Origin of the sequence: Kordia sp. SMS9 (assembly GCF_003352465.1) — a bacterium.
GTDB lineage: Bacteria > Bacteroidota > Bacteroidia > Flavobacteriales > Flavobacteriaceae > Kordia.
Genome location: NZ_CP031153.1, coordinates 2,868,451 through 2,886,850, shown reverse-complemented (window position 1 = coordinate 2,886,850; position 18,400 = coordinate 2,868,451). Strand labels below are relative to the sequence as shown.

At 35.1% G+C, this 18,400-nt stretch carries 22 protein-coding genes; 11 read left to right on the top strand and 11 right to left on the bottom strand.

Features of this window, described 5'->3' with window-relative positions:
* Positions 1-62: 62 nt before the first annotated feature.
* Complete coding sequence (gene mazG, locus KORDIASMS9_RS12445) at positions 63-836, bottom strand: nucleoside triphosphate pyrophosphohydrolase (protein WP_114903149.1); 774 nt, start codon at positions 834-836, stop codon at positions 63-65.
* 79 nt (positions 837-915) lie between these two features.
* Here mazG and KORDIASMS9_RS12440 point away from each other — a divergent pair, with 79 nt between their 5' ends.
* Both KORDIASMS9_RS12440 and KORDIASMS9_RS12435 read left to right on the top strand, forming a co-directional pair.
* Positions 916-1,359 (top strand): DUF1572 family protein, encoded by a 444-nt coding sequence (locus KORDIASMS9_RS12440; protein WP_114903148.1) that lies wholly within the window; start codon positions 916-918, stop codon positions 1,357-1,359.
* Positions 1,360-1,859: 500 nt separating this feature from the next.
* Positions 1,860-2,366, top strand: coding sequence for a hypothetical protein (locus KORDIASMS9_RS12435; RefSeq protein WP_240321048.1), 507 nt, complete (start codon positions 1,860-1,862; stop codon positions 2,364-2,366).
* A gap of 72 nt (positions 2,367-2,438) precedes the next feature.
* Here KORDIASMS9_RS12435 and KORDIASMS9_RS12430 read toward each other — a convergent pair whose 3' ends face one another.
* From KORDIASMS9_RS12430 to ruvX, 3 genes are all read right to left on the bottom strand, one after another.
* The gene (locus KORDIASMS9_RS12430; RefSeq protein WP_114903147.1) at positions 2,439-2,852 is read right to left on the bottom strand and encodes a DUF5606 domain-containing protein; all 414 of its coding nucleotides are present in this window, start codon (positions 2,850-2,852) and stop codon (positions 2,439-2,441) included.
* A 226-nt stretch (positions 2,853-3,078) separates the two neighbouring features.
* Positions 3,079-3,669 (bottom strand): peptide deformylase, encoded by a 591-nt coding sequence (def, locus tag KORDIASMS9_RS12425; RefSeq protein ID WP_114903146.1) that lies wholly within the window; start codon positions 3,667-3,669, stop codon positions 3,079-3,081.
* 8 nt (positions 3,670-3,677) lie between these two features.
* On the bottom strand, positions 3,678-4,085 hold the full coding sequence (gene ruvX / locus KORDIASMS9_RS12420) for a Holliday junction resolvase RuvX (protein ID WP_114903145.1): 408 nt from the start codon (positions 4,083-4,085) through the stop codon (positions 3,678-3,680).
* Between the two features lie 127 nt (positions 4,086-4,212).
* Here ruvX and KORDIASMS9_RS12415 point away from each other — a divergent pair, with 127 nt between their 5' ends.
* From KORDIASMS9_RS12415 to KORDIASMS9_RS12400, 4 genes are all read left to right on the top strand, one after another.
* Entirely contained in the window at positions 4,213-4,782 is a 570-nt protein-coding gene (locus tag KORDIASMS9_RS12415) for a hypothetical protein (RefSeq protein WP_162819922.1), read from the top strand.
* Positions 4,779-5,945 (top strand): acyltransferase family protein, encoded by a 1,167-nt coding sequence (locus KORDIASMS9_RS12410; protein WP_240321047.1) that lies wholly within the window; start codon positions 4,779-4,781, stop codon positions 5,943-5,945. Before KORDIASMS9_RS12415 ends, KORDIASMS9_RS12410 begins: the two co-directional genes overlap by 4 nt.
* Before the next feature lie 76 nt (positions 5,946-6,021).
* Positions 6,022-6,543 carry a TetR/AcrR family transcriptional regulator gene (locus KORDIASMS9_RS12405; RefSeq protein WP_114903143.1) on the top strand — a complete coding sequence of 174 codons (522 nt, stop codon included), beginning with the start codon at positions 6,022-6,024 and terminating at the stop codon, positions 6,541-6,543.
* Positions 6,544-6,593: 50 nt separating this feature from the next.
* The gene (locus KORDIASMS9_RS12400) at positions 6,594-7,373 is read left to right on the top strand and encodes an SDR family oxidoreductase (RefSeq protein ID WP_114903142.1); all 780 of its coding nucleotides are present in this window, start codon (positions 6,594-6,596) and stop codon (positions 7,371-7,373) included.
* A gap of 174 nt (positions 7,374-7,547) precedes the next feature.
* Here the strand turns inward: KORDIASMS9_RS12400 and KORDIASMS9_RS23285 are convergent, their stop codons facing one another.
* Positions 7,548-7,742, bottom strand: coding sequence for a hypothetical protein (locus tag KORDIASMS9_RS23285; protein ID WP_162819921.1), 195 nt, complete (start codon positions 7,740-7,742; stop codon positions 7,548-7,550).
* Positions 7,743-8,370: 628 nt separating this feature from the next.
* Here KORDIASMS9_RS23285 and KORDIASMS9_RS12395 point away from each other — a divergent pair.
* On the top strand, positions 8,371-9,186 hold the full coding sequence (locus tag KORDIASMS9_RS12395) for a 2,3,4,5-tetrahydropyridine-2,6-dicarboxylate N-succinyltransferase (RefSeq protein WP_114903141.1): 816 nt from the start codon (positions 8,371-8,373) through the stop codon (positions 9,184-9,186).
* 247 nt (positions 9,187-9,433) lie between these two features.
* On the opposite strand, the gene KORDIASMS9_RS12390 is transcribed toward KORDIASMS9_RS12395, so the two are convergent.
* Both KORDIASMS9_RS12390 and KORDIASMS9_RS12385 read right to left on the bottom strand, forming a co-directional pair.
* Entirely contained in the window at positions 9,434-9,613 is a 180-nt protein-coding gene (locus tag KORDIASMS9_RS12390) for a hypothetical protein (RefSeq protein WP_114903140.1), read from the bottom strand.
* 82 nt (positions 9,614-9,695) lie between these two features.
* The gene (locus KORDIASMS9_RS12385) at positions 9,696-10,457 is read right to left on the bottom strand and encodes a lipopolysaccharide kinase InaA family protein (protein WP_114903139.1); all 762 of its coding nucleotides are present in this window, start codon (positions 10,455-10,457) and stop codon (positions 9,696-9,698) included.
* A gap of 202 nt (positions 10,458-10,659) precedes the next feature.
* On the opposite strand from KORDIASMS9_RS12385, the gene KORDIASMS9_RS12380 reads away from it, so the two are divergent.
* Both KORDIASMS9_RS12380 and KORDIASMS9_RS12375 read left to right on the top strand, forming a co-directional pair.
* Positions 10,660-11,724: a glycosyltransferase family 9 protein gene (locus tag KORDIASMS9_RS12380; protein ID WP_114903138.1), complete on the top strand. Its 1,065-nt coding sequence runs from the start codon at positions 10,660-10,662 to the stop codon at positions 11,722-11,724.
* Between the two features lies 1 nt (position 11,725).
* On the top strand, positions 11,726-12,295 hold the full coding sequence (locus KORDIASMS9_RS12375) for a trans-aconitate 2-methyltransferase (RefSeq protein WP_114903137.1): 570 nt from the start codon (positions 11,726-11,728) through the stop codon (positions 12,293-12,295).
* A gap of 609 nt (positions 12,296-12,904) precedes the next feature.
* On the opposite strand, the gene KORDIASMS9_RS12365 is transcribed toward KORDIASMS9_RS12375, so the two are convergent.
* Positions 12,905-13,723: a glycosyltransferase family 2 protein gene (locus KORDIASMS9_RS12365; protein WP_114903135.1), complete on the bottom strand. Its 819-nt coding sequence runs from the start codon at positions 13,721-13,723 to the stop codon at positions 12,905-12,907.
* Positions 13,724-13,773: 50 nt separating this feature from the next.
* Here KORDIASMS9_RS12365 and KORDIASMS9_RS12360 point away from each other — a divergent pair, with 50 nt between their 5' ends.
* Complete coding sequence (locus KORDIASMS9_RS12360) at positions 13,774-14,511, top strand: glycosyltransferase family 2 protein (RefSeq protein ID WP_114903134.1); 738 nt, start codon at positions 13,774-13,776, stop codon at positions 14,509-14,511.
* Positions 14,512-14,698: 187 nt separating this feature from the next.
* On the opposite strand, the gene KORDIASMS9_RS12355 is transcribed toward KORDIASMS9_RS12360, so the two are convergent.
* The 3 genes from KORDIASMS9_RS12355 to KORDIASMS9_RS12345 all read right to left on the bottom strand — a co-directional run bounded on the left by KORDIASMS9_RS12355 (position 14,699) and on the right by KORDIASMS9_RS12345 (position 17,389).
* A complete protein-coding gene (locus KORDIASMS9_RS12355) occupies positions 14,699-15,424 on the bottom strand; it encodes an acetolactate decarboxylase (protein WP_114905230.1) in 726 nt (241 codons plus the stop codon).
* Positions 15,425-15,449: 25 nt separating this feature from the next.
* The gene (locus tag KORDIASMS9_RS12350) at positions 15,450-16,172 is read right to left on the bottom strand and encodes a polysaccharide deacetylase family protein (protein WP_205317978.1); all 723 of its coding nucleotides are present in this window, start codon (positions 16,170-16,172) and stop codon (positions 15,450-15,452) included.
* Positions 16,173-16,294: 122 nt separating this feature from the next.
* Positions 16,295-17,389, bottom strand: a complete 1,095-nt coding sequence (locus KORDIASMS9_RS12345) for a linear amide C-N hydrolase (protein WP_114903133.1) — start codon at positions 17,387-17,389, stop codon at positions 16,295-16,297.
* Between the two features lie 254 nt (positions 17,390-17,643).
* Here KORDIASMS9_RS12345 and KORDIASMS9_RS12340 point away from each other — a divergent pair, with 254 nt between their 5' ends.
* Positions 17,644-18,399: a glycosyltransferase family 2 protein gene (locus KORDIASMS9_RS12340; RefSeq protein ID WP_114903132.1), complete on the top strand. Its 756-nt coding sequence runs from the start codon at positions 17,644-17,646 to the stop codon at positions 18,397-18,399.
* Position 18,400 lies beyond the last annotated feature (1 nt).

The following is an 18,400-nucleotide window of genomic DNA, read 5'->3' as shown; positions in this document are numbered from 1 at the left end:
CAATTTAGTGTCTTAGAACGAAGTAATTTAAAATTCAACATTTATAATTTAGCATTTGAAATTTAAAGTTTTTTAGCTTCTTCCCAAAAAACGTCCATTTCTGCTAAGGTCATATCGGATAGCTGTTTATCAAGTCCAGCAGCTTTTTGTTCTAAATATTGAAACCGTTTGATGAATTTTTTGTTGGTTCGTTCTAAAGCATTTTCAGGATCAATTTTAAGAAAACGTGCATAATTGATCATGGAGAATAGTACATCGCCAAATTCGGATTCCATCGCTTGTTGATCGCCTTTGGCAACTTCTTCTTGAAATTCGGAGAGTTCTTCTTCTAACTTTTCCCACACTTGATTTGGTTCTTCCCAATCAAATCCGACACCTGCCACTTTATCTTGAATTCGATTTGCTTTTACCAATGCAGGCAGACTTTTCGGAACACCTTCTAAAACTGATTTTTTTCCTTCTTTTAATTTTAGATTCTCCCAGTTGCGTTTTACATCTTCTTCATCATTTACCTCAACATCGCCGTAAATATGCGGATGACGACTGATGAGTTTTTCGCAAATTCCGTTGGCTACATCTGCCATGTCAAAATCTTTGGTTTCACTGCCAATTTTCGCGTAAAACACAATATGCAAAAGTAAATCTCCCAATTCTTTTTTGACTTCTTCCAAATCATTTTCTAGAATCGCGTCGCCCAATTCGTAGGTTTCTTCAATCGTTAAATGACGTAGCGTTTGCAAGGTTTGCTTACGATCCCACGGACATTGCTCGCGCAATTCATCCATAATGGTTAACAAACGATCAAAGGCTTCAAGTTGTGCTTTTCTGGAATTCATAAGTTGGATTGTATAAGAATAACAAAACTAGGTATTTTAGAAACAATCTTTGTACTTTTAAATACATAAAAAATACGGTATGAAAACTTCACTTATAAAAATTTTTGACAGAGAAATTGATCGTTTAACTTCTGAAATTGAACAGTATCAAGAGGAAACTTCTCTTTGGAAAGTCACAGAAAACATTTCAAACAGCGCGGGAACTTTGTGTTTGCACTTGATTGGAAATCTGAACCATTTTATTGGCAAACATTTGGGAAATACGGATTATGTGCGTCAGCGCGACTTGGAATTTAGCACGAGAAACGTTCCAAAAGCAACCTTACTTGCTGAAATTACGAAGGTAAAAGAAATTGTGTTGACAGCGTTGATGAACTTTCCCGAAGAGAAATTACAAGAAAAATATCCGATAGAAAAAAACGGAGAAATTCCTTCGTATGAATTGATGTTGCTTCATTTATTATGGCATTTGAGTTATCATGTGGGGCAGATTAATTATCATCGAAGAATTTTAGATTCATAGACTTGTTAGATTGTTTAGAAATGTTAGACCTTTTTAGACTGGCTAGATTCATAGTTGTAAACTAATTGTCATCTTTTTACTCCATTTGAAAAATCATTTATACTGAACTGGTAAAACGCAGCATACTGAACTTTTTGCAAACGCAGCATACTGAGCCTGTCGAATCATTTATATTGAAATTTTAAAAACAAGTATAACAAACTTTTGGAAACACGACATACTGAACCTATGAAACGCAGCATACTGAACTTTTTGCAAACGTGGCATGCTGAGCCTGTCGAATCATTTATATTGAAATTTTAAAAACAAGTATAACAAACTTTTGGAAACACGACATACTGAACCTATGAAACGCAGCATACTGAACTTTTTGCAAACGTGGCATGCTGAGCCTGTCGAAGTATGGCACACTTTATGCCTACATAACATAAATAACATACGGATTCGCAATATTGCTCAAAACTATTCCGTATTTTTGAACCATTAAACGTAACATTATAATGAAAAAAACATTGATCGCACTGTGCATGCTTTTTGTAGCTGCATTGAATGTGCAAGCACAAGAAGTAAAAGCAGCTGAAGAAACAGAAGCTGATAAGCAAAAAAGAGCTATGGAATTGATGTCTATTAAAATAGACATGACTGTAGATAAAGAGCTTTTTATGGAAGTAACGCCAAATACGTATGTATCTGAAGAGCCAAAAGCTGTAATTATGGCTATGATTGTTCCAGAAACGTATGAAAACGCGAAGGACAAATTAGAAAGTAATTTACCGCCAGAATTTAAAGTTGCAGACAAAGGAGAGAAAATGATGAATGGTGTAAATGTTGTGTATTTAAAAGGTACCAGCGAAGCACAAGGCGTTACCATCAATAGCACAGTATATTGCCTAAAACGCGATGCAGATACGTGCATTATGTTTATGGGAATGTCAGAAGTTGGCGCTCCTCAAAATTATGTAGACGCGATTAATGCTTCTGCAAATTCTGTTATAAAAAAGCAATAACATACTTTATACTATAACAAAAAAAATCCAGCGAATGCTGGATTTTTTTTTGACTAAACTTTGATATGTGTGTTATTCTTCTTCAGACGAAGCTTCTGCGGTGAAATCTGTAAATCCTTTAGAATGTAACAAATTGTACCACTGAATTACCTTTTTAATATCACTCGGATACACACGATCTTCGTCGTAATCTGGTAATACTTCTGAGAAGTAATTTGTTAAAACGTTTTTAGACTCTTTATGATTGATAGATGTCGCAGCTCCGTTTTCTTTTTGCTTCACTTTCTCTAACACTTCTCCGAGTGGAATTTCTTCGGTGTATGTGTAAATAGCAATTTCAGATAATAAACTTACATTATGACGCAGACTCACGGATATTTTTTTTCCATCCGATAATGATTCTGCCACAAAGCCATTACGCGTTTGTGTTTTCAATTCATATAATCCTGGCTTTCCAGAAATAGCTAATATTTTTTCTAAACTCATAGTATATATTTTCTACGTAAGGATGGCAAATATACATATTGTACGTATTCCATCACTTTTTTTAACTTTATTTTTAGTGAATTTCAGTTTTGAGATTCTAATTAAGAAACGATCAAAATTAGTAGTGAATGCGTCTCGCTGTAGCGCGAAATCATATTGCTCCTTAATTTGCTTTTCTTTCCTTTTTTCGCTGTTGAAATTTTAGAAGATTTACTTTTAAAACAACTTATCGAATTTTCTTTGCATCTGGAAAACGCATTTTGTAATCTACTTTGATGCGTCCGCGCGAAATATTTGTCAATCTTCCTTTTAATAAACGTCTTTTTAGTGGAGATAGTTTATCAGTAAACAAAATTCCTTCAATATGATCGTACTCATGCTGAATGACACGCGCCGCCAATCCGTCATATTCTTCTACGTGCTTCTCAAAATTTTCGTCGTAGTATTCAATCTTGATACTTTCTGGACGAAATACATCTTCACGCACATCAGGAATGCTCAAACAACCTTCATTAAACACCCAAGGTTCCCCATCGCGCTCCAAAATTTTTGCGTTGATAAACACTTTCTTCATGCCTTCTAGTTGTTTTCTTTGCTCAAGATCTAACTCTTCATCTTCCGCAAAACCTGTAGCATCTACCATAAACAAACGAATAGGAAGTCCTATTTGTGGTGCAGCCAATCCAACACCATACGCATTGTACATGGTTTCAAACATATTTTCGAGCAAGGTGTCCAAATTTGGATACTCTGGCGTAATATCTGTTGCTACTTTTCGTAAAACTGGATCGCCAAAAGCGACAATTGGTAATATCATAAGTTGTACTATTTGTATAGATAAGATTGCAAGATAATCGTTGCACTTATTTCATCTATTAAACCTTTATTTTGACGTTGTTTCTTTTTCAATCCGCTATCAATCATGGTTTGAAACGCCATTTTTGATGTAAAACGCTCGTCTACACGTTTTATGGGAATTGTGGGAATAGCTTTGGTCAGTAAGCGAATAAACTCTTGGATCAACACTTCACTTTCGGAAGCTTCGTTGTTCATCTGTTTTGGTTCGCCAACCAAAAACAATTCCACATTTTCTTTGGCAACATAGTCTTTTAAAAACTTGATAAGATCATGTGTACGAACCGTTGTCAAACCAGAAGCAATGAGTTGCATTTCGTCGGTAACGGCAATTCCTGTTCGTTTCTTCCCATAATCAATCGCTAGAATACGCGCCATATAAATTTTTGGCAAAAATAAGCTTTATATTTTAATGTGTATAAAAATTGATGAATTTATTGCTGTAAGGATAGGAATGTTAGATTTCTATATTATTTTAGACACATATTTTATTCAAAAAAATTCAATGCTAGGCATCCCAAAATACAAACCTCAATATTTCTCTCATGCAATTCCTTTTCTGAAAAAAAACAAACATTTCTTATTACACGTACTAGATAAAAAAATAAGTAACTATTACGTACAATGGAATACTGAATTTAATGAATGGAATGCTGATGGACCTATTATCCTTATTATTGATGAAATTCAATATGAATTCACCGCAGTTCAACTTTGTGATTACAGTATGACCATCAATAAAATTGATCTTTCTAAAAAATTAGATTGGTATGGCGCTGGCGATGAAATGCCTTTAATTTGGAAAGAAAGTGCTTTCAACCATCTAAACATAATTCAAGGAAAAACGATTCGAAACATTTTTCTAATTGAATATAACTTTGTTCTTGAGAATTCAATTGAAAATGAAATCGTAAACGAAAAGGATTATAACTTAGTAGGAATTGAATTTGAATTTCATGAAACCGATAATTGCTTGAGCTTGACCAATGGATTGGATTGTAACGACATAAACCTCTCAAGAATAGAAGAAAGTATCATGTACAGACGTATACAAATTACACAACAATCACTTTGAAAACCGCACGCATCCATTCACTAGATTCCTTACGCGCCATCATGATGATGTTGGGTTTGGTATTGCATTCTGCATTGACGTATAATGTAACGGATCACGGAGATGTTTGGTCGTTAAAAGATCCAGAATCTACTCATATTGCGACCGACTTTTTAATCCTGATGATTCACTCGTTTCGCATGCCCATCTTTTTTCTTATTGCAGGCTTTTTTGGGGCAATGTTGTTTTATGAACGAAGTCCCAAACGCATGATCCATAACAGAATTGCAAGAATTATATTTCCGTTTATCGTATTTCTAATCCTTCTTGCGCCTATGCTCGATTTCTCTTTTGGATTTTCTAGTCAAACACTCAATGGAGAAGAAAATGCACTGCAAAATGCGCTACAACCATTCTCAAATTTCTACTTCTACATTCCAAAAAGCACGTCGCATTTATGGTTTTTATATTACCTCATCTTTTGTACAGCGTTTGCAGTAGTATTGGCTTTATGCTTAAAGAAAACACCTAAAATCACTTCACAAATTAAAACGATTGGCAACTGGATCTTCCCAAAACCGTTGATTCGCATGCTGTTCTTTGCGGGAATGACCTTTGTAATGTTGACTATTTTACAAACGCCGATGGTGGCTTCTTCAACGTCGCTTACGCCAGATGCGCATACATTTATCTATTATGTTTTTTTCTATTTGATCGGATGGATTTTGTACAAATGTAAACAGCATTTACACACCATCAGAAAGTTTGATTGGTTCGCTACAATATCTGCCATTATTTTAGTAGTGACACAAGGATTTATCATTCAATATGCAGATATGGATTTGAAACCAAACACCAATTCACCACTATTGATTGCTTTCAGTGCGTTTACCGTTTGGTTGTTTATTTTTGGAATCACAGGATTGTTTATTCGGTATGGAAGTAAACATTCCAAGCGAATGCGATACATTTCAGACGCTTCGTATTGGGTATATTTAATTCATTTGCCATTGACCGCGTTATTTCCACTCACCGTCTGGAAATTGCCCATTGGTGCCATTCCTAAATTTTTATTGGTAACTACCGCAACAACGATTGTGTGTTTTGTTACGTATCATTACTGCGTTCGGAATACGTTTATTGGGAAGTTTCTAAATGGTAGAAAATACCCAAGAAATAAGTAAAGATAACTTTAACAAACTAAAATTTGGTTGTCTAGAAAATTTGAGATACTTTTGTGAGTGATTGCTCACTATTAAAATGACTGATAAACAAGAAAAAATACTACAAGCTGCATTAGAATTGTTTTCTAATGAAGGATATAACGCTACTTCCACGAGTAAAATTGGAAAGAAAGCAGGCGTTTCCGAAGGTTTGATATTCAGACATTTTACAAACAAAAAAGGATTACTTGATGCAATTATAAAAGATGCAGAATCACGAATTGCAGACGTTATCATGCCAATTATCACGGAAACTGATCCAAAAACTGTATTAAAAAAAGCAATTGAACTTCCTTTTAGCGTAAAAGAAAGCGAATTTGACTTTTGGCGTTTGCAGTTTAAGCTAAAATGGGAAGTGGCATACAACAATCCGCAAAAAATGCAGCCTCTTATTGACAAACTTGCTGGTGTTTTTGAAGCATTACAATACGAAAATCCAAATTTAGAAGCCATTCTACTGAATCAAATTATAGAAAGTATTTCTTCTGAAATCCTTAAAGGAAACCTAAAACAACAACAAGACTATAAATCATTTTTATTACATAAATACAAACTCTAAAAAAATTTATTCACAAAAAAAGTAAGTACTCACTAATTAAAAAGAAGACAATGAAAAAAATAGCATTAATTACAGGAGCAAGTAGCGGAATAGGAAAAGAATTTGCCAAAATCCATGCAGAAAAAGGGGGCGATTTGGTGATTGTGGCACGAAGTGAAGGAAAATTGAAAGCACTTAAAACTGAACTCGAATCTGCACACAATATAAACGTTACCGTGATTGTGAAAGACTTAACAGACTCAAATGCGGCACAAGAAATTTATGAAGAAGTAAAAGCTGCTAATCTGAAAGTAGATTACCTCATTAACAATGCAGGTTTTGGCGGCTTAGGCCGTTTTGACAAACGTGATTTGCAAACAGATTTGAATATGATTCAATTAAATATTAGCGCACTCACAGCCTTATCGCATCATTTTTTACAGGATTTTGTAATGCGGAACGAAGGCAAAATTTTGAATGTTTCCTCTACGGCTAGTCTCGTTGCTGGTCCGTTGCAAGCGGTATATTATGCTACCAAAGCGTTTGTAACTTCGTTTAGCAATGCTATTGCAGAAGAATTACACGACACCAATATTACCGTAACGAACTTAATGCCTGGTGCCACAGAAACAGATTTTGGAAGTACTTCAGGAATGGACAAAACAGAAATATTTGAAAAAACCGCAAGTGCTAGAAGTGTTGCAGAAGATGGTTACACTGCAATGCTCAAAGGCGATTTGGACATCATGTCAGGATTGACCTTTGCACAAAAACTCATGATGAAAATGGCACCTTTTATGCCAAAGAAAGCGATTTTGAAACGCATTCGGAAAATGCAAACCGTTTCCTAAATTTTAAAGAAAAAAGCTATCTAAAAAGCTGTGAAAAATGTCATGCTGAACTTGACTCAGAACATCATTAAACTGATTTTTAAATACTTAAAAAAATAAAGTTTACATTTTAGTGTGACGAATTTTTATTTTTTCAGATAGCTTCTTTATATAATTTCCTACTATGACATAGGATTAATGAGGAGTTTCCGATCTTATAAAATCACAAACTACTCCTTCTGTACAATCAATTGTTGGACAAGATATACACGACCAACAGGATAATATCGTAACAGTTGTTGGTACTGCTCCACCCTGTACCTGTTTTTGACTCAAATTTGAAATCGATTTCTTTTTTAAGTCTAAGTTTTTTAGCTTTCTTTTTTTCATGATCCTGATTTTTAATGGTTTTTTTTCATCTTGGAAACAATCAATAGTAGTACATGACAAGCACGACCAGCACGAAGCTACTCTAATCGTTGGGAAAGTTCCTCCGCCAATTTTTTCCGCTTCAAATTTTGAAATAGATTGTTTTTTTTAGTCTAAATTCTCGATGCTTTTTTCTTCATGGCGACTGGTTTTTTAGGTTAATTAATGGAGTATCAATATTTTTTAGCATACTCTAAAAATTGATATCTTAAATTTCTGCAAATCAACGCTGAGGCAACTGACATTATCGCTGACTTTTTTTGTGTGTGATTTTTTTTAACGTGATTTTAAGAATGTTTTGATATAAAATAGATGGAATGTGTTAGATCTGTAAATTTTGATGAAATAATTCACAATAAGACTTTATCTTTACGCTTTGAAACTGTGCGCAGGATAGCAACGGCATCCTTTTTAAAATTTTGATACGTCATTACGAGGAGGAACGACGAAGGAATCTGTTTGTTTTGTAATCAGATGGTGCTAGATTTCTTGAAGGAATTTAAGAATGAATCACTTTTTAAAAAGATACAGTGGATAGCCTGACAACGCACCCAAAAAATAGAAATAAAAGTTACAAATTTTATAAAACATGACTGCATTAAAAGAAACGATAGAGAATGCTTGGGAACACCGAGATTTATTAAAAAATGAGGATACGCAAGCGGCGATTCGCAAGGTGATCGATTTGTTAGATGTTGGCGAATTGCGCGTTGCCGAACCAACAACCAACGGTTGGCAAGTGAACGAATGGGTAAAAAAAGCTGTGGTGTTATACTTCCCAATTCAGAAAATGGAAACCTTGGAAGCGGGTATTTTTGAGTTTCACGATAAAATTCCGTTGAAACGCGGGTACAAGGAGAAAGGAATCAGAGTTGTGCCACATGCCATTGCACGTCACGGCGCGTATGTTTCCAGAGGTGTGATTATGATGCCAAGTTACGTTAATATTGGCGCGTATGTGGACGAAGGAACGATGGTAGATACGTGGGCAACGGTTGGAAGTTGTGCGCAAATTGGGAAGAATGTACACTTGTCTGGCGGCGTTGGAATTGGTGGCGTGTTGGAACCTTTGCAAGCGGCTCCCGTAATTATTGAAGACAATGCGTTTATAGGATCGAGGTGTATTGTGGTAGAAGGTGTTCGTGTGGAAACAGAAGCTGTGCTTGGCGCGAATGTGGTATTGACAGCTTCGACAAAAATTATTGATATTACAGGCGACGAACCGATAGAGATGAAAGGACGCGTTCCGGCAAGATCAGTTGTGATTCCTGGAAGTTACACTAAAAAATTCCCTGCTGGAGAATACCAAGTTCCCTGTGCCTTAATCATTGGAAAACGCAAAGAAAGCACCAATAAAAAAACATCGTTAAACGATGCCTTGCGCGAGCATGATGTAGCGGTGTAAACTTGTTTCACTCAATTCAAGGATTAAAATTTAATGATTTAAAACATATAGTTATTTTTGAAACGTCATTACAAAGGAATCTGTTTTTTTTAGTAAAAGATTTCCATAAGTTTTTACAAAACTTTCGCAATGACGTTTCAAAATACTTCTCAATGTAAATTTGCCATGCAAATTCATTCAAAGTCACGTTTTAGATATATAAGATTTCGCTAAGTATCCTTAAATACTATATCTAAATAAGAGTGACTTAACACCAATCGCAAAATGATTGACCCGTTTTTGGAAGCCCTGAAGGATCTTCACAAATCAATATTGAGACACTCACAGTGCAAATCCACGTAAGTCCTGGAATTCCACCTTGAATATCTTCAATGTTAGAAATTGTTTTTTTGTTTAATTTGAGGTTTTTAAAATTTTGCTTTTTCATTTGGATAAAATTTAAATGTTTAACTAACTATCTATCTTACAGTTAAGCATTTTCACATTTGTTACCCAAATAGAAGTTCACACTACTTCTTTTTCTTCAAATACTTCTTCTTCAAGTATTTTTTACGATTTATTTTTCGTTTGAAGGCTTGACTGTGTTTGAGTAACACATCTTGTACTTCGTGGAGTTCTTTATTGGCGAGTTCTGCGTAGCGTTTGCTGATGATGTGAATCATTAATTTTGACAACCACAAACGTTTTAAGTTTTCCATGCGTTTGTCTAAATTCATCGATTCAAACTTCATTCGGTTTAAGTCGATCAAATAAAAATCGTAGTGTTGATCGCGTTTAACAATCAACGTGTTTCCGGGAGAATGATCTAAAAAATTGACACGATTTTCATGTAACTGAAAACAGAATTCCGCAAATTGTTCTAAGATAAATCGCCGGTTTTCAAACAACGGATCGTGAATCAACGCTCGGAAATCAAAATCATAGTCAATATGCAAACTCACATAATAACTTTCTTTCAAGCCGAAAGTTGTATAGTTTTCAATATACGCTATTGGAAACGGTGTTTTAATCGCGTTCAGCAATAACTTTTCCGCATATTCAAACGAACGTTTTGCTTTGGAAGGTCGGAGAAATTTATACACAAAACTATTGAATGCTTTCGGCACGCGAAACGATTTGATATTGATCTTTTCTCCGTTTACATCAAACGACTTAATAACGTTGCGTTCGCCTTTGGTTACATATTCACCTTTTGTGTCAAAATCGTGAATAAAAGCCAAAATTGCTGCTTTCTGATCTTGATATTTTGGATGAATGTGAACCGTTTGCATAGTTGAATGATATTCGCCAAAGATAATTAAATACCGTTATTTTTTTAATGAACTCGTTTAAACTTTTAGGATGTAAGCGAAAATTAGAAAAATGTAAACGAGTTGAATTTCTAAACAAAAAACCAAATACATGAAGTGAAATTTTAATAACAGCCGAAAAAATAATACTTTGCAACTGTTCCCGAGATCAATAGGTATTTGCATGAAAAAAATATTAATTATACAGAACAAACGTATTGGAGATGTCTTGATCAGTTCTGTAATTGCCAATAATATAAAGAAAATATTCCCCGAAAGCCGCGTTGATTTTATGGCGTACGACTTTACGAATGGCGTGATTGAAAACAATCCGAATATTGACAATATCATTCCGATTAATGAAAAGGAACTGAAAAAGATTCCAAATTTGATCAAGATGATTCGTAAAGTGCGAAAAGAAAAGTATGATATTATTTTTGATCCGTATTCCAAATTGCAAAGTCGCTTAATGTGTTATTTTTCAAAAGCCGAATATCGCATTGGAAATAAACGCAAGCATAAAAAATTACCGCTTCCCTTCTACTCGCATCCCATTAATTTGCTGGATGAAAAAACACAGATTTGTGGAAAAGCCATTGAAGATCGCATCAACCTGATTACAAGCGTTTTCCCGTTGGAAAATCCTGATTTTGAACCAAAAATCACTTTGACAGAAGCAGAGAAAAACTATCCAAAGCTTGATACATACAAACATCCTGTATTGATGTTGGGCATTTTGGGAAGCACGCCGCAAAAATCCATGCCGTATGAATATATTGCAGCAATTGTGGACTATATTGCTTCTAAATATAAGGTACATATTTTGTTTAATTATGCGCCACATCAAAAAGCAGAAGCAGACAAAATTTATGCGCTTTGTGAACATAAAGAACAAATTATTTTAGATATTTATGAAGATAGTATTCGCGGTTTTGTACGACTGATGCATGCGTGTGATGTAATGGTGGCGAACGAAGGTGGCATTGTGCATATTGCCAAAGCACTGAACAAACCGACGTTTACCATATTTTCACCGTATGTCAACAAAGATCATTGGGCGAGTTTTGAGGATGGAAAACTGCATGAATCTATTCATTTATTGGAGGAGAAACCAGATTTATTTGATACTTTTACCTTTGAAGAGCGTAAGAAAATTGAGGAAGATCCACATGCATTGTACAAACAATTAACTCCAGAAATGATCATTCCTAAACTGGAAAAATTTTTAGCTTTACATTTAAAAAACTGACATGAACCTACTAGATAAATTTCATAATTGGCGTCGAAAACTTCGCTGGAACAAACAATACCGAAGTGGTCGTTGGGACAATTTGCGCAATCCGATTGAAGCCGAACGCTACAACACGATTATTAGATTTATTGAAACGTATGGAAAACCGCAACCTAGCATTCTCGATTTGGGTGCTGGCGAAGGTGTGTTGAATGAATATATTGACGCTGAAATTTTCAGTTATTTCTTGGGAATGGACTTTTCGGAGGTTTCCATTCAAAAAGCAAAAGCTAGAAAGTTTCCAAAAGCGGAATTTGTAACTGCGGATATTCATACCTATACACCAAATCAAAAGTTTGACGTGATTATTTTTAACGAAGCTTTTTATTATGTGCATGAATCTGAGAAGCAAAACGTACTTGATAGAATGCTGGCACATTTAACGGATAACGGAATTTTAATCGTTTCTATTTATCGCGAAGGTGTTGGTTGCTGGGAATATTTTGACAAACTCAAACAACTCGATTTTACTACCGTAACCACCGATCAAGAGAAAACGTATTGGAAGATTGGAGTGTATAAATTATGAATTTAAAATGCTAAATTTTAAATGTAAAAGTGTTTTCTTCAAAAAATCAAATGACACTTTTGTACATTTTTGAAACGTCATCACGAGGAAGCATGACGAAGTAATCTGTGACTTCAAATAACAGGAATGGTGTATGATAAACAGATTGCCACGCGTTTTTCCAAAACGCTCGCAAAGACGTATCAAAAAATTTTAAATATAAAATGCTAAATTTTAAATATAAAAGTGTTTTCTTCAAAAAATCAAATGACACTTTTGTACATTTTGAAACGTCATTAGGAGGAAGCATGACGAAGTAATCTGTGACTTCAAATAACAGGAATAGTGTATGATAAACAGATTGCCATGCGTTTTTCCAAAACGCTCGCAAAGACGTATCAAAAAATTACAAATGTAAAATGCTAAATTTTAAATGTAAAAGTGTTTTGTTTGGCGTTTGAAACTCTATTTATCGAAGTACTTCTCGATACAACAAATCGGAGATTTGCCACTCGAAGTGACGTTTTGAGTTGTTTAAGTATCAAAGCGAAGCGATCCACATTTCGACTCCGCTCAATGTTCATATATTTCCAAAAGCGCTTGCGCTGAGCTTGTCGAAGCGAAGCGATCCTACTTCTCAATTCCAAAATCGGTCCACTTGCGGTTTTCGTCTTTTGTCGTTTTTCTGATGGCTAAATTTTTATTGATCGATTCCTGATTTTTATAACCTCGCGGATGATCTAAGTGTATACAAACTGCGCTGTAGCGAATTTGTTTACTTTTCAATCCGTAATTCATTAAGCGTTCACCGAGTTCGCGATCTTGTCCGCCGTATTGCATGCGTTCGTCAAAACCGTTGATGGCAACAATATCTTCTTTCCAGCCAGAAGCGTTGTGTCCGTTCCAACTTGCATTTGTCGGTGTAATAGCATTTAAAAAGCGTGATTTCAGTCCGGCAGACGTCAGTTTGTTGTTCTTAAACGAAGCTTTCAAACCGTGTTGCTTCAACCATGCAACATCAAAACAATTGCCCTTGTAAATATCTTCTTTTGTAATGCGTTCGGAAATATTCATGGGTAGCATAAAGTATCCTCCCGAAAGGAAAAAACCTTCTTCACGATGCTTTACATGATGTTCCACAAAATCGGCACGCGGAATGCAATCGCCATCCGACATGATAATGTACGGCGTGCTGCATTTTACAATGGCTTTGTTGAGAATTTGCGATTTTTGAAAACCGTTGTCTTCATGCCAAACATGTACAATTGGATAAAAGACTTCTTTGCTGATTTTTTCAATCAAATCAATGGTTTCTTGCTTGGAACCGTCGTCTGCAATGACGATTTCAAACAAGCGATACGTTTGGTTGTTGTATCCGTGTAAAACTTTCGCCAACCACTCAGGAGAGTTGTACGTACTTATAATGATGGAAGTGTCTATTGTTGTCATACCGACTGCAAAGATAAAGTTTTTTAGTAAGTTTGTGCTTTAAATTTATCATGCCAACACTATCTGTCATCATTCCTACGTATAATGAAGCTTTGTATCTGAAAGATGCGCTGTATTCGGTGCAATTTGCCGATGAAATTATTGTGATTGATTCCTTTAGTACCGACGAAACTGTTGCGATTGCAGAAGCGCACAATTGCACTGTGATAAAGCGAAAGTTTGATAATTTTTCCAATCAAAAAAATCATGCGTTGCAATTTGCAACCTGCGATTGGGTTTTGTTTTTAGATGGTGACGAACGCATTACGTATCAGCTTCAACAAGAAATCATAGCAGCAATGCAAGCTGGAAAACACACGGCGTATACATTGAATTTTCCACATTTTTATATGAATCGTTTTTTGTATTATCACAACAATGATGTGACGCGCTTGGTTGTTCGAGAAAAGTGTCATTTTGAAGGAAATGTACATGAAAAATTGATTATTGATGGAACTGTTGGAAAATTGAAAAACAAAGTGTTGCATTACACCTACAAAGGCTTACTGCATTATATCAGTAAAAAAGATAAATACGCGTGGTTTCAGGCAGAACGCATGTTAGAAAAAGGCAAAAAAGCGACGTATTTTCATTTAGCGTTTAAGCCCATGTATCGTTTTTTCCATGAATATATCGTGAAACGCGGATTTATGGATGGCGTTCCCGGTTTGGCAGTTGCTGGAATTAATGCTTATGGTGTGTTTTCGCGCTATGTAAAATTGATTTTACTTCAAAAAGGAATCCGATAAAAGCAATATTAAGTGTAGTTTTGTACTATTCGTCTACAATCTCCCTTTCATTTATCTAAAAAAAGAATTCCAACACGCGATATATTGTAATTTTGAGTAGTGTATTTTTTAATGCATTACCCCTTTTTTTTTACTACCAAAAGAGTTCTTTTCTAAGAACTCTTTTGCCCTAAAGGTGTAAGTTTTATTACTTTTTAGGTAAATACAACCACATTTTTTCAATCGCAACAGCATCCAAATGTCCCATCTTTTTTTCGTCTTTTGTGATGAGATGCAAATGAATATTAGCATCGTGATGTGTAAAAACACCTTTGTGTTCGGTGGAAAAGAAACCTATAATTTCTACTTCTTCGTTGGCGAGTTCGTAATTTACTTGACCTTGATGTGCTTCTTTTGGTGAACTGACTTTGGTGCCTTTCGGCAGATTTTGAATGTGAATCGTAGCAGATTTCATCGTTCCTACAAGTTTGAACGCAAACGGACGCTTGAAGGTTTTCGTTTTTTCATCTACAAAAGCTTCTATGTCTTTTACGGATTTTATGTTTGATGGCAATTCCACTTTTGTCCATTCATTCACATTTGCATACACAAAAAATGGTGCAGCTACATTGAAACGCTTTTCAACAATCATGGTAGAATCAGAAGTTACTTTAGAAACATAACTTTGTCCGTTATTGATCAATAGTTCGCCTGTCAAATAACTAACAGGACCAATACCGTACAAGCCTTTTTTGTTGGAAATGGTGTCCAAATTGATTTTTCCTTGCAACTCGCCTTTCCACATCACGTTTTTCATGGCACTAACAATTTTTACAGCTTCATAAGTTTCCGCTGTTTCTTCTTTTTGAGAAGAATGACACGCTGTAAAACAAATGATGATAAAAACTCCTAAAATACTTTTGAATGTGTACATAACTCGATTTCTTAAACTTTTCATGTTAGAAAAATAAAGACTTTCCTTTTCTCAATTTTGACTTGAATTTTTTTAGCGAATCTTCTCCTTTAATGTCTAAACGTTGTACTTGATAATTGTCTTTGAACGGAAAAGTATTCACACGATTTCCAATGCGCAAACCATACGAAACTTGGTGTTTTACCAATAGATCAAAAAATGTATTTTGCGCAGGGTTTTTCCGAGGAAACTTCCCGTACGGATATGCCAACACATTGCTTACATTCAACTGATTACCAACAATAAATTGTTTGCATTTTTTAAAATCTTCGTCAATTTCTGTTGCGGAAAGTACATCGTATTTTTTATGTGCGAAGGAATGCAAACCAAGTTCAATCGTAGCTTCGTCCATACTTTTCAATTGTGCAACCGACATGAGTTTTAACTGACTCGTATTCCATGCATCCACACCATTTACATATTGAAACGGAATGAAAAAACAGGCTTTTAGTCCATATTTTTTCAATAACGGATACGCCAATTCTAACTGATTCACATACACATCATCAAACGTGATGATGACTGCTTTTTGAGGAAAATCCGAAGGAGATGTTAGTTGTTGCAAGTCGCTAAAATGCAAACTCGTATATCCATTTTCGTGTAGATAGCGAAATTGTGCTTCTAAATGTTCTACAGAAATTGTCAATCCGTTACTCTGAGAAGTTTCTGTAGTAACCGCATGATACATTAAAATAGGCAGTTTTGGCATCTATTTTTATTGAATGATTCAAAAATTGAAAGATTTGGCGTGTCTTTTCAATCTTCATATAAAAATTAATTTCAACAAAGCTACTAAACTTATTCAACTTGCAACAACTAAAAATGTAGCAGTTATGGTATTGGTAAAAAGGGAAACATTTTTTCTACCGTTAAGTATTGATTCACTTTCCCACTGATCGCCTGCTTGTCACAATCTTGAAAAACGCCGTCTTCATTAAGTTGAAGCGTAAATGCATATCCTTTTTTATTTTTTAATTTATCAAAATTAACATCCGACAAATCTATCCATATTAAAAACGGACCGTATGCAGAGCGGAAAAAATAGTGCAATCGTGACTGATCTGCAAACGAGTTGTATTGCGTTCTGCTTACATCAGCGTTTTCTACACTTGTTGCGGGTTGCGCCGCATTATTGATTACTCCCGACAATCGAGCTAATGCTAAATTTTGTGGAGCATTCTTCGGTAATTGTCTGCTAAAATAAGTAGCGCGCACAAATCTGCTTAAAGACAAATTTGATCCTGGTAACAACGCTGGACCATCTTTGTAGGTTTCATGAAGTTCATCCCAATAAACTAAGGAGCCAATTTGCGTGTCAAATTTTGGATCATTCGTCATCACTCGCATTTCATCTTGTGTGTAATGCTTAATGATATGTGGAAAATCGCTGAATTTTTCTCCACTTGTATCAACGTTTGTATAAATGTGCAAACGTCCGCTTATATATTCAAAAACTAGGGAGTTTCCTTTTTTGTCTCCAACAGATAAATGGCAGGTGGCTAGTTTTGAAGGATCATCAGGAATTGTAGTTGTTTGAATATAAATATCTTTCATTGCATACACAGCTTCTTTTACATTTTTACAGCTATCTAATATGTATTGCGCCCAAATGCTCATGCTCATAGGAAACGCATTTTTATGATGTGGTCCATCTGGATATTTTGACGAAGACAACCATAATAAGTTCACGGCTAATCCTTCAGAGTTCAGTCCGTCAGAATTCGAAATTCCAAAATTAGAAACAATGACACTGCTGTATTTTGATTTCCACTTAAATTCTTGTCCTCTTTCTGTTTTTGCCATTGCCTTTCGTTTCACATTTGGCGGCATTACCCATAATTGTGGTGATGGATTTACGGCCCAATCCATATTACGGCCTACATAACTCTGTTTTTCTTTTGGAGTGTAAATGACTCTTGTACACATACTAATTTGGTTTTATTTGAGGTTAATAATTGTTTTTCTTACGATTTTATAAGAAATTAACTTCATTCAAATTAATAAAATACACTTCACAATAAATTTTAATGTTCTAATTGCAACTAAAAATGTTCTGAATGCCATGTATTCTGATATGACTTTCCGTACTGCGTATATTTGCAACTATATATTCTATCTAAAATTAGTACTTTTGTCGCTGTTGCAGAACTTTCAAAGTATAAAAGCAGCTTCATTCATATATGAACACAAAAATTAGTGCTTTAGCCATTACGTATAATGAGGAAGACAATATTTCAACATATATTGCCCAACTTTCCTTTGCTGATGAAATTATCATTGTCGATTCGTTTAGCACGGATAAAACCGTAGAACTCGCTAAAAAGCACAACGTAACTTTATTACAACGCACATTTGACGATTTTTCATCACAAAAAAACTTTGCTATTGAACAAGCTTCATACGATTGGATTACGTTTTTTGATTTGGATGAAGAAGTCCCAAAAGCACTTGCCGACGAAATTGTTGCGACTGTAAATTCAGAGAATCCGATGAAAGTTTATCATGTAAAACGCGATTTTCACTTCATGGGAAAACGCATGAAATACAGTGGATTTCAAACGGATGTTTCGGTGCGATTGTTCCATAAAAAATACGGTCGCTACAACGGAAAACCTGTTCATGAAACGATTGAAACTACCGAAAAAATTGGAAAACTCAAAAATTCAGTAGCGCATCAAACCTATAAAAGTTTTGACAATTATAATGAAAAACTGAGTCAGTACAGTCGTTTGCAAGCGGAAGCTTTGTACAAAAAAAATGTGCGTCCCAACGCGTATCATTTCATCTTTCGTCCTTGGTATCGTTTTGTACACCAATACTTTTTGCGTTTGGGAATTTTGGACGGAAAAGAAGGTTTTATTTTATGTTATGTGCATGCGTTTTCGGTATTTAAACGTTATTTGCAATTGTGGACGCTGTACCGAAAAATTGACTAAC